The sequence below is a fragment of the Geomonas limicola genome (assembly GCF_014193675.1).
GTDB classification, from domain to species: domain Bacteria; phylum Desulfobacterota; class Desulfuromonadia; order Geobacterales; family Geobacteraceae; genus Geomonas; species Geomonas limicola.
In genome coordinates, this window is the sequence record NZ_BLXZ01000007.1 from 291,927 (window position 1) to 303,497 (window position 11,571).

The 11,571-nt window shown below is 59.2% G+C and carries 10 protein-coding genes; 4 read left to right on the top strand and 6 right to left on the bottom strand.

Annotation, left to right across the window (positions count from 1 at the left end):
* The first annotated feature begins 274 nt into the window (after positions 1 to 274).
* The gene (locus tag H7688_RS17660) at positions 275 to 1,633 is read left to right on the top strand and encodes a S10 family peptidase (protein WP_246329871.1); all 1,359 of its coding nucleotides are present in this window, start codon (positions 275 to 277) and stop codon (positions 1,631 to 1,633) included.
* Positions 1,634 to 1,694: 61 nt separating this feature from the next.
* Positions 1,695 to 1,931: a type II toxin-antitoxin system RelE family toxin gene (locus tag H7688_RS22935; protein WP_183362516.1), complete on the top strand. Its 237-nt coding sequence runs from the start codon at positions 1,695 to 1,697 to the stop codon at positions 1,929 to 1,931.
* Positions 1,932 to 1,960: 29 nt separating this feature from the next.
* Here the strand turns inward: H7688_RS22935 and H7688_RS17670 are convergent, their stop codons facing one another.
* The 6 genes from H7688_RS17670 to H7688_RS17695 all read right to left on the bottom strand — a co-directional run bounded on the left by H7688_RS17670 (position 1,961) and on the right by H7688_RS17695 (position 9,085).
* Positions 1,961 to 2,758: a DNA/RNA non-specific endonuclease gene (locus H7688_RS17670; protein WP_183362517.1), complete on the bottom strand. Its 798-nt coding sequence runs from the start codon at positions 2,756 to 2,758 to the stop codon at positions 1,961 to 1,963.
* A 178-nt stretch (positions 2,759 to 2,936) separates the two neighbouring features.
* Positions 2,937 to 4,901 (bottom strand): (Fe-S)-binding protein, encoded by a 1,965-nt coding sequence (locus H7688_RS17675; protein WP_183362518.1) that lies wholly within the window; start codon positions 4,899 to 4,901, stop codon positions 2,937 to 2,939.
* Positions 4,902 to 5,125: 224 nt separating this feature from the next.
* The gene (locus H7688_RS17680; protein ID WP_183362519.1) at positions 5,126 to 6,436 is read right to left on the bottom strand and encodes an FAD-binding protein; all 1,311 of its coding nucleotides are present in this window, start codon (positions 6,434 to 6,436) and stop codon (positions 5,126 to 5,128) included.
* Between the two features lie 86 nt (positions 6,437 to 6,522).
* Positions 6,523 to 7,335, bottom strand: coding sequence for an electron transfer flavoprotein subunit beta/FixA family protein (locus H7688_RS17685; RefSeq protein ID WP_183362521.1), 813 nt, complete (start codon positions 7,333 to 7,335; stop codon positions 6,523 to 6,525).
* A 92-nt stretch (positions 7,336 to 7,427) separates the two neighbouring features.
* Positions 7,428 to 8,234: a GNAT family N-acetyltransferase gene (locus H7688_RS17690; protein WP_183362522.1), complete on the bottom strand. Its 807-nt coding sequence runs from the start codon at positions 8,232 to 8,234 to the stop codon at positions 7,428 to 7,430.
* Positions 8,231 to 9,085: a radical SAM protein gene (locus tag H7688_RS17695; RefSeq protein WP_183362523.1), complete on the bottom strand. Its 855-nt coding sequence runs from the start codon at positions 9,083 to 9,085 to the stop codon at positions 8,231 to 8,233. Before H7688_RS17695 ends, H7688_RS17690 begins: the two co-directional genes overlap by 4 nt.
* A 495-nt stretch (positions 9,086 to 9,580) precedes the next feature.
* Between H7688_RS17695 and draG the strand changes: the two genes are divergently transcribed.
* Together draG and H7688_RS17705 are read left to right on the top strand one after the other, a co-directional pair.
* A complete protein-coding gene (gene draG / locus H7688_RS17700) occupies positions 9,581 to 10,489 on the top strand; it encodes an ADP-ribosyl-[dinitrogen reductase] hydrolase (protein ID WP_183362524.1) in 909 nt (302 codons plus the stop codon).
* A 400-nt stretch (positions 10,490 to 10,889) separates the two neighbouring features.
* A complete protein-coding gene (locus H7688_RS17705; RefSeq protein WP_183362525.1) occupies positions 10,890 to 11,408 on the top strand; it encodes an SH3 domain-containing protein in 519 nt (172 codons plus the stop codon).
* The last annotated feature ends 163 nt before the right edge of the window (positions 11,409 to 11,571 follow it).

The following is an 11,571-nucleotide window of genomic DNA, read 5'->3' on the forward strand; positions in this document are numbered from 1 at the left end:
GGTAGGAAGCTCCTTCTTTTATGGGGGATAGCACTGGCAATTTCAAAGAACAGCTGCTATTACTTCAATAATAAAAGCAGTTCTACTGATTCTGGAGGTAGCCCTCTTGTCTAAATTAGCGGTAGTGACAGCGATATTGTTCCTCTTTGTCGCAATGTCCGTTCCTCAGCTTCAGGCGGCCCAGCAACATCCTGGGACCGATGCCACCGAAAGGGATAGCGAAACGGCCAAGACCTTGTCCGTCAAGACACCACCATCGGTGACGCGGCACAAGGTGAGCATTGCAGGAAAGGAGTACAGCTACACGGCAACCGCGGGGTATCTGCCATTGACCAGCGAAGCCGGCGAACCCGAAGCGGAGATCTTTTCCACCACGTACACCGTCGACACACCGAAGGGGACCAAGCCGCGCCCGATCATGTTCGTGTTCAACGGCGGCCCCGGAGCGGCGTCGGTCTGGCTCCACCTGGGCGCGCTTGGCCCGCGCCGCGTCGAGATGCTGCCGGACGGCAACATGCCGGCCCCCCCTTTCCGCCTGGTGGATAACGGTTCCTCGTGGCTCGACCTGGCCGACCTGGTGTTCGTCGACCCGGTCGGCACCGGTTACTCGCGCGCCAGTAAACCCGATCTCGCCAAAGGCTACGCTGCGGTGCGCGGCGATATCGAATCGCTGGTAAAGTTCGTTCGACTCTACCTGACCCGCAACGAGCGCTGGAGTTCTCCAATCTACCTGGTTGGAGAGAGCTACGGCACCTTCCGTTGCGCCGGGATGGCGGATCAGCTTGCCGAACACGGCGTGGCGCTCAACGGGATCATCCTGATATCGTCGGTGCTGAATTTCCAGACCATCTCCTTCGATAACGGCAACGACCTCCCCTACCAGCTTTTCCTGCCGAGCTACACGGCGACCGCCTGGTACCACAAGAGGCTCGCTCCTGAATTGCAGCAGGACCTGGAACGGACTCTCGCCGAAGCAGAGGCCTGGGCAGGTTCCCAATACCAGTGGGCGCTCAACAAGGGAGATCGGCTCACGAACGAGGAGCGCCGCGAGGTGGTTACCAAGCTCTCCCGCTACACCGGGCTCTCGCCTGCCTACGTAGATAACCTCAACCTCAGGATCGACAGCCGCAATTTCGTCCGCGACCTGCTGCGCGACCAGCGCCGCACCGTCGGGTACATGGACAGCCGTTTCAATGCCGCGAATGTGGATTCCGCCGCATCATCGGGTTTCGATCCCACCGTGGCCATCATCCGCCCTCCCTACACCTCGCTGGTGAACACCTACCTGCGCGAGGAGTTGGGCTTCAAGTCCGACCTCGAGTACCACACCCTGGGCGGCGGCATCGGGCGCTGGGATTGGGAAACGAAAAACGGCTATGCAGACACCAGCGACAACCTGCGCAACGCCATGGCCAAGAACCCGTACCTGAAGGTCTTCGTGGGCTCCGGACTGTTTGATCTCGCGACACCCCACTTTGCTACCGACTACACCCTGGCCCACCTGGGGCTCACTCCCACCCTGCGCCAGAACATCACCACGCACCGCTACCAGTCGGGACACATGATGTACCTGGAAAAGGATTCACTGGCACGGCTCAAGCGCGATGTGGCCGAGTTCGTCACCACACCATGACAGCTAGTGGCTCACCGTATTTATCACCTCGGGGTGAGTTGATGCAGCAGGTGTAACACCTGTGATACACTGGAACTGGGCGTTTAGCCATGCCTACAACAAATCCCCGCGGGCTGCTTTAGCAACACGCCTAGCCACAGAACCAGATCTTTATGAAAAACCATTGCGGGGTACTCTAGCAGGATTCTGGAAGCTGCGGGTGGGAAACTGGCAAGTTGTTTACCAGATAAGGGAAAATGAAGTTATCATCTATACCATAAAACATCGCTCCACTATCTACGAGACACTTACCGAATAAAGTAGAATTTTCAAGACGTCACACTAACCCTACTGCCAACCTTCACCCAGGCTTTGATTCACCCGCCAGAATCTAGCGGACGGGGTTGCCTCCAGGTGTTCCTGCTCCTGTACCGGCAGCACCGAAAAGAAATCGAGTCCCGTCTCGCGTTCGACCTCGCGGACACTCACCAGGTACTTCGGCAAATCCTCGGTTCTCAGTTTCCTGTTGGGGAGGATGACGGCAAGAGCTTCCTTTTTACCGGGATCCAGCACAATCTTGTAGAGATATCCAGGAACCGCGACCCGGTTGGTGCCGATGGTTTCCTGGTCCTCGGCCCGGTAGATAGGGCCGCTGTACACGAACAGTTCGCCCCGCTCCAGACCCCAGCTGCGCACCTTTTTCTCCAACTCCATCCAGATGCCGCGATTATTGCCGATTCCCACCTGGGGGACCATGTTGGACAGGTAAAAGCTTTCCGACATCGCCTGTTCATCCCAGGCCAGATCCCCCGCCGGGGCCAGGTGACCACGATCGTACCCGGAACCGCGGTAATCGGAAAGTTCTGCGCGCCTCCCCTCGGCAAGGTCGTCGTCGGGCCGGAAGTTGTCCGAGCGACCGGTCACCTTGCGCTTCAGCTTCTCCCGGGTCAGGTGTTCGACCACCCAGATCGGCGTCTTTTTGGTAGGATCGTGGGCCAGCAGATATCCTTTCCGACACAAGAGGTCCCCCGAGTTGCCGGGGACACCGAATGCGGTGAACTCACGGCAATCTTCCAGGGGACCGGCGAAGACTACCCGAACCGAAAAGATGAGTACGGCAAAGGAACTTAGAAGAAAACGATGCATCACCCTACCCGTCCCGCGCACGTTTTTCAAATGAGACACGGCCAGGACCTGTGCTCATGAGGATTGTGCGCCGGATGGTACGACGGCTACCGTCTGAGCACAAGGCAAAAAAAGGGCGAACCTTTTCGGTCCGCCCCTTTCCCGTGTCACAGTGTGCCAGGAATCCGGCTACCCGGCATTAGCTGGCGGCCCCCTTGAGACCCAACGCCACGATCTCCGCAATATCCTTTACCTGCGTGGTAGCACCAGCGTGGTCCTTCAGACCGTCTTCGAACATGGTCATGCAGAACGGACAGGCCACGCAGATGGTATCGGGATCCTTTGCCAGCGCCTCCTGAACCCGGTTCTTGTTGATGGGGGTCCCTTCATGCTCCTCAAGCCACATCCGGCCGCCGCCGGCCCCGCAACAGAAGGCGTTCTCCCGGTTGCGCTCCAGCTCCTTTACCGGGGTCCCGGTCAGTTCCAACACGGTAGCGCGCGGAGCATCGTACACTCCATTGTGGCGCCCGAGATAACAGGAATCGTGCAGCACGACATCACCCAACTCTTGCACCGTTCCCACCTGCAGAGCCTGAGCGTCCAGTAACTCCTTGATCAGCTCGCTGTGGTGCACGACCTCGAGCTCCAATCCGTACTGGCGGAAGTCGTTTTTCAGCGTGTTGTAGCAGTGGGGGCACTGGGTGATCACCTTGGTCACCCCCTTGGAGCGGAACTGCTCGACGCTCTGCTGGGCAACCAGCTCAAACAGGTATTCGTTACCCAGGCGCCGCACGCTCTCACCACAGCACTTCTCCTCCTTGCCCAGGATGCCGTAGGAAACCCCGGCAGCATCCAGCACCTTGGTGAGCGCAACGGTAACCTGCTTGTTACGGGCGTCGAAGGCACCGGAGCAACCGACAAACAATAAGTACTCCGTCTTCCCCGCTTCGAAGGTGGGTACCTCGATCTGCGACGCCCACTTCACCCGTTCAGAGGGTGCCATCCCCCAGGGATTCGAACGCTGCTCGATATTTTCGAAAAAGTTGAGCAACTCCTCCGGGAACTTGGCTTCCATCTGCACCAGGTGGCGGCGCATCTTCACCACCTTGGGGAGGTGCTCGATGAACACCGGACAGGCCTCCATGCAGGCCCCGCACGAGGTGCAACTCCACAGGGAGGCCTCGGCACTCTGCCCGCAGTCGGAGCCGATCAAGGCAGCCGGCCGCCCAGTCGTGACACTCCTGCCGTTTTCCAGGAGATTCTCTTTCAGGGCATGCACCACCAGGCGCGGGTTCAGACTTTTTCCGGTGCTGGCGGCCGGACAGACGTTCTGGCAACGCCCACACTCGGTGCAGGAAAAGGAATCCAACAGGTCCTTCCAGCTCATCTGATCGATGCTGTTGGCGCCGTAGCGATTCCCCTCGGCAAATTGCTCCCTCTCCTGGCAATTGGGACGCCCCAGGGTGCGCAGGAAGACATTGGGGATAGCCGTCAGGATGTGCATGTGCTTACTGAAGGGGAGGAAATTCATGAAGCCCAAAAGGACCAGGGCGTGTAGCCACCAGAAAGTCTCGGGCAGTCCTGGCAGGACAACAGCCAGAGCAGGTGCTGCCAACAGGCCGGCCAGCGCACTGGATACTGGCAGTGTGGCACCGGCAGGCACTTTGCCCAAGGCGATCTCGGCCGCGTGCATTCCGAAGTAGGCGGTCATCAGCAGGGCAATCATGCCGAGGATGAAGTACGCCTCGAAGGTGCGCGCCTCCGGAAACGGCGGACGGACCGTACGCCGGACGGCGGCTACCAGCACCGCCACCAGGGTAGCCAGCGAGCAGACGTCGAAGGCAAACGAGAGTGCACCGGCCAAGGTTTTGGGCAACAGTTGGAAGGAGAGGCCCGGGAATACCCCGGATATGAGGAACTCGGCATTGGCCAGTGCCAACACCAGGAAGCCCCAGAAGATGACCCCGTGGTTTAGACCGAAGGGACGCCGTACCACACGTTTCTGCCCAATGGCGTAGACCAGCATTTCCTTGAGGCGGATCAGGGGCTGATCGAAGCGGTACTCGCCGGTCCCCACCGCAACCAAGGAGAGCCGCCGGTAACAGCTGAAACAGAAAAGAACCAAGGATGCGATGAGAAGAGCGGTAAATAGTGACTGTTGCATGGTTTGCCCGCCTTTGAATAGTGTCGCTGCGTGTGACTGAATAGAAGTGGTGCTACGTGGCGCCCTGTGGCTCCGCCCTCACCCTGCCCCTCTCCCACAGGGCGAGGGGAGAGCGGTCTCGAGTTTTGCTGTTTGCGCTTTTTAACTCGTTCCTGGTTAGGGGGCATCCGTCAATGCGGATTCAAGGGTTTTGCCTCTTAGGATGTGCATCAGCCTTCGAGCTCCTAGGCCCTCGCCTGTTTCAACTCCCTGATGCGTGTCGTCAGTGCCGGAACCACGTCGAACAGATCCCCCACGATGCCGAAAGTTGCCACCTCGAAGATGGGAGCTTCCGGATCGCGGTTGATGGCGATGACGACATCCGAGTCCTGCATCCCCACCAGGTGCTGGATCGCACCGGAGATGCCGCAGGCGATGTAAATCTTGGGGCGCACCGTCTTCCCGGTCTGACCCACCTGGCGGTCTGGCGGCAGCCATCCGGCGTCAACCGCGCTGCGCGACCCGCCAACCACGGCTCCGAGCTCGCCGGCCAACTCTTCGAGGATGGCAAAGTTCTCCTTCGCCATCAGCCCACGCCCCCCGGACACGATGAATTCGGCTCCCGCGACGTCCACCCGATCCTTCCCGCTTTTATCGGTGATTACCTCGAGCACCCTGCTGAAAATGGAGGACTCCGAGATCGCGAAGCTTTCCGGAAGCACCCGTCCCGTGGCATTCGGCTGGCGCTCGGGAAGCGGCATGACGTGCGGTCGGACCGTGGCCATCTGGGGACGGTACTTGTCGCACATGATGGTGGCCATGATGTTGCCGCCAAACGCGGGGCGGGTCTGCATCAGGTTGCGCTTGTCGTCGATGTCCAACCCGGTGCAATCGGCGGTGAGCCCGGTCTTGACCCGGGTCGCCACCGCACCCGCAAGGTCCCGTCCCATGCCGGTTGCCCCCATGAGGACAACCTCCGGCTTGTATTTCTCGACGAGGTAGCACATGGTCTCGAGATACGGTTCGGTGCGGTAGCGGGCGAAAACCGGTTGATCGATGAGGTAGGCGCAATCCGCACCATAGCTGAACGCTTCCTGGGCCAGCTTTCCGACGCCAGACCCGATGATGATGGCGCTCAATTCCACATCGAGACTGTCGGCGAGGCTGCGGCCCGATCCCATCAATTCCCAGGAGACGCGCGCCGGTTCTCCGTCGTTTTGCTCGACGAACACCCAGACCCCGCGGAAGGGGGCAATCCGGCGCTGCCGTTCGAGTTCCTCTTCGTCGACCTCCGGTGCTGCAGCCTGGGCGAGTTCCGCCAGGATCTTCTGTTCCTCCGGGGTAAAGAACATCTCCAGGGCTGACGCCGGGCAGACCTTCACGCATTTAAGGCAGCCGATGCACTTCTCCGCGCTAACGACCGGCTCACCGGCTTCAGTCATCTCGATGCAATCGACAGGGCAGGCACTCTGGCAGCGCGCTCCGCAGGCTGCGCACTTTCCAGGAATTACCCTGGCCCTGCCCCGCGGTTTCTTCGCTTTTACGGCTTCAGTCATCTTCAGCATCTCCTTGCCCGTAAGCTTCAGGTTCAAAAGGTCCACCCCCCGTCAGGCAAAGGTGGTACCGGACCGCCGGCAAGCGACTAAACCGCAAGCAGATCCTTTTCCAGTAGTCGATCTACCAGCAACAGGGCCGCACCCACCGGGTCCTTCAGGCCATCGCCCAGGATCTCGCCTTCGCTTCTTTGCGGGGAGAAGATGCGGCTTACCCAGGTGGGCGACCCTTTCAGTCCCACGGTATTCACATCGAGCTTGAGCACCTCGTTGTTCCAGAGCTCCACCTGGGCCTTCGCGGAGGCAAGGCGCATGGGGACGGTCGGGTAACGCGGCCGGTTCAGCTCGCGTACCACCGTGATCATGGCCGGCAGGCGCGCCTCGACAATCTCGTAACGCCCCTCCAGTTTGCGCCGCACGGTCACCGTTTTCTTGGCCAGGTCGATCTTTTCGATCCGGTCTACCAGGGTCAACTGGCTGAATCCCAGCCGGACCGCGATCCCCGGCCCCACCTGCGCGGTGTCGCCATCGATGGTCTGTTTGCCGCAGAACACGATGCCGATCTCGTCCTCCTGGGCAAGTTTTTCGATCGCAGCGGCAAGGACGTTACTGGTTGAGAGGGTGTCGGCGCCACCGAAGACGCGATCCGACAGCAGGATGCTGCGATCGACCCCGGCAGCAAGGGCCTTGCGCAAGGTGGCCTCAGCGTTGGGCGGGCCCATCGACAGTGCCACCGCGCGGAATCCGTGGCTTTCTTTAAGTCGTAGCGACTCTTCCAAAGCGTGACTGTCGTAAGGGTTGACGATGAAGGGGATGCCGTCCCTGATAAGGGTGTTGGTAACGGGATCTATCTGCACCTGGGTTGTGTCGGGTACCTGCTTGATACAGGCCACTACAATCATTACTCACCTCGCTCGTTTCACGATAACCAAGCTGCCTACGGTTCTAGCAGCACAAACTACAGCCACGGCAGAATTCGACAGATCCTAAGCTGTCACCCCATGCTTCCCATACTGGCGAGAGCAAAAATGCTACCGGGCTGGTACAGGGGGTGGTGTCCCAGGTACATGAGCAGCGCACTCCCCTTGACGGCGAACCCCCGCTGCAAAAGAAGCTCGTTCGCGGTGAAGTTACCGCCGGGAACATCCAGAAAGACCCTCTGTTCACCTTGCACCAGCACCTGGTCCATGAGCTGTGCCGCCTGGGACTGAATCAGGCAACCCCACGGCCCGATCTGCAGACCGTCGTCCCACTCCTGGCAACAGATGAAGCCCCCGGAACTGGTGTGCAGGCGTCCCCTGGCGCAGGTAACCTCCAGCAGCGACTCCCGGCGGTCGCCCCACCCTACCCGGTCCACGGCACGCACCGACTCAAGATCGAGCAGATCGGGGGAACGGGAGAGGTTCGCAGCGGCGCAACCGGTCCAACGGTTGACGCTGTCGATGACGGCAAACCCAAGCTTGCGGTAGATACCGGCGCCTTCTTCGGAGGCGGTAAGCCAGACGGTTTCCACGCCATGCTTCAGAAGTACCGACACCGACCGTTCCATCAGGGCTCGGCCGACACCTCGCCGGCGTGCTTCGGGGCGCACCAGGAGATTTCCGATCCAGCCGCTTTTACCGTACTTAACCGAGGTGAGGTACCCCAAGGCTTCTCCTGCCTCGCGCCAGACGAAACACCCCTGCGGAAAACTGCGCAACAGGAACTCGAACTCCCAGTACCCGCTGATCCACCCTTCGTCCGCGGCAAGTTCCAAAAAGCCGGGGATATCGTCCGGGGTAAAGGGCTCACACCCCGTCATTTCGGCAAGGGCTCGAGCTGCAGGTTTTCCCCGATGAGACCGATGGCATCGGAGCGGCACTGTTTGCAGTGCGCGAACTGGCCGATAACTTTCTCATTGGCTTTCCGCAGGCTATCGATCTGGTCCGGCGTAGGCGGCATGATATCGGCAAAATCGGCGTTCGGGATGAGCGGCATGATGTTCATCACGAACGCCCCGAGTTCCTTCACCTTCTGCGATATCTTGGGGATCTGGTCATCGTTCACCCCGGGAATCAGCACGGTGTTGATCTTGATGGTAAGTCCCAACTCTGCCGCTTGCCGGATCCCTTCCAACTGGTTCATGAGTAACAGGGCCGCCCCTTCCTCGCCGGTATAGCGCTTCCCTTCGTAAAACACGTGGGAGTAGATCTTCCCGCCGACCTTGGGATCCAGGGAGTTCAGCGTGACGGTCAGGCTGTGCAGCCCGATTTCCTTCAAAAGCGGCATCTTGTCGGGAAGCAACAGCCCGTTGGTGCTCAGGCACTTTATCAGGTGGGGAAACTCTTCCCCGACCATCCGGAAGGTCTCGAAGGTTTCGTTGTTGAAAAGCGGGTCCCCCGGGCCTGCAATGCCGACCACCTTGATCATCGGGCCGGTAATCGGGCTTGCCATGACCTCGCGAACCTTCACGATGGCCTCGGCAGGGGTGAGCAGTCTGCTGGTCACGCCGGGGCGCGACTCGTTCGCGCAGTCGTGTTTCCTGGTGCAGTAGCCGCACTTGATGTTGCACTTGGGTGCCACGGCAAGATGCATTCTGCCGTTTTTGTGGTGGTTGCCGCCGAAACAAGGATGCCCCTGGATCTTTTCCATTTTTTTGCACGATGTCGCCATTGATATCCTCCCTTGCGCCGGGCTGATGCTTTTATCCCGGACCATCTGACCAGCAACGTAAAAAGCCCGACGGAAGAGGTCCGCCGGGCTTCATTGCCGGGTAGTTGCGATACGTCGTCGTACCGATGTCCGGGTATGAGCATTTAGTGTGCCAGTAACTGGCACAGCAGCAGTCCTGAATGACAGAAGGCCCGTTCAGGTCAGGTTGAAACGACAGCAGCTGCGTCTTTTCCGGAGGCTGAAAGTGCGTAAATTCGCCTAGTTTCGAGAGAAGGGAGGTGATCGAACCAGAGATTGGCATTACCTGCCGCAGAAGGTAGGTTCTTAAGGAAGGAGACTGAGGGAGTGCTGCCCAAGGATCGGGTCTTTTTTCAAGAGAGTGCCCTGTAAACAGACCAACGACTATTTTTTGTGCAACACCGGCAACCCGTCGTTCGGCGAACCCAGGAACGGCGAGCACCTTTACGGGGGATTGCTTATTGCATGAGAGCCGGCATGATCACACTTCCTCCTCCCGAAGAGTTGCTGTCCCGCGGCCGAGCGGCGTTTTTCGGCTTGGCCATTGGCGATGCCTTGGGCGCACCTGTCGAGTTCATGACCCGTGGTGAGATAAGGGATAAATACGGGGTCCTGCGCGACATGGTCGGCGGAGGGTGGCTGCGGCTTAAACCTGGACAGATAACCGACGACTCGGAAATGTCGCTCTGTATCGCCCGCGCCCTGGTCGATAAAGGTGCCTGGACCCTCACGGGGATTGCGGACAATTTCGCCAACTGGCTCAAATCGAAACCAATTGACGTCGGCGACACCTGCCGGCGCGGTATCCGGAACTATATGCTGAAGGGGATGCTGGAAACGCCACCCAACAACTGGGACGGGGGAAACGGCGCAGCCATGCGCATGCTCCCGGTCGCGCTTTTCACCCTCGGCGACCCGGACCTTTTGCGCCGCTGCGCGGTCGAGCAGGCACATCTCACCCACAACCAGGCACTCTCCGATGCGGCTTGCATCTGCTTTGGCAATCTCGTCCACCTGGCCATCACCGGGCGCTCGCTGCGCAGCCTGCGCCGTGAGGTCGATGACCTGGTGAAAAGCTTCCCGACCTTTGGCTTCGAGCCGTACAAAGGGCTCGCCACCGGGTACGTGGTGGACACCCTGCAGACGGTATTTCACTGTTTTTTCAGCACGAAAACTTTCGAAGGCTGCCTGATCGAGACGGTAAACCAAGGTGGCGATGCCGATACCACCGGGGCCATCGCGGGTGCCTTGGCCGGCGCCTACTACGGTGAAGCCGGCATACCATCGCGCTGGCGCAAAAAGCTGGACCGCACGCTGGCAGCAGAAATCACCCGACTGTCAGAAGACTTGGTCAGACTGGCACCAGCCTACCGCTCACTTGCATAGCCCACCTACCCGCACGCCTGCAAGAGGCAATGCAGTCCCCTCTCCCCGTGCAGTTCACACCGCTCAACATTCTAAAATCACACTGCTATTGACAAAGTGGGGCAGATATAATATCTGGTCACTAGTGTCAATTGCTCGACCCAAATCACATGCCAACAGAGGCCCAGCACAGCATTTACCTGTTGCTAATTAGTTTTTTTTGTGCAATAAAGGTCGCCCGTATTTGACACCGGTTATCCTCAAAAAGCGACGTCATCACTGGCATCCTGACAACAAGCTGCTAAGCTTTGCAGTCAACCGTACAGGAGATGCCAACAACCCTACCTCTCAAAGTTACTGGCGCAGAGTTTTTACCCGTATGGCCAGACCAGGTCCTCAATCCATCCCACAAGGAGCTGTAATGAACCAGACAACCCGCACCCTGATACTTGCAGCAGCAGTAACCGCTATTGCAGCACCTGTCTTTGCGGACACCATCTGTACCGTCAACGCCCTGGAACTGCGCCTCCGGAAGACCCCGAGCATGAAGGCTCGCGTGGTCGCCGTCTTGAAGAAGGACCAGCAGGTCACCACCGCTGGTGATTGTGCCGGCGGATGGGTGAAGGTATCCTCCACCGACGGGAGCCTCACGGGGTATGTCGGGGGCTGGGCCCTGACCTCGAACGCTCCCAAGGCAAGCGCTGAAGCGACTCCCGCGCCTTCCGCTCAGCCCGAAGCTGCCAAGCCAGAGGCAGTCATCCCGGTAACGGCCCCTCCCAAAGAGGTTCCTTCCAACGAGAAGCTGGCCATGCAGATTACCGAACTGCGCCTGAACGTCCTGGGCATCGAGCGGGACATGGACAAGATGAACCAGGAGATCCAGAAGATCAAAACGAGTATCGGGAAGAAGAAAGGGCACAAAAAACAAGCAAAGAAGTAACCGCGAAGAGACAAAGAAAAGGCCGTCCAGGAGCAACGCCCTTACTTAAAGTGTTGAAAAACTCGTAACGTAAGGTATACTCCCTCTAATCTTCGGGTTAGGGGGAGTATTTTTATGACTGAAGCTCAACAACCTGCCCAAATCACTCGCATTCCTCCTGCCT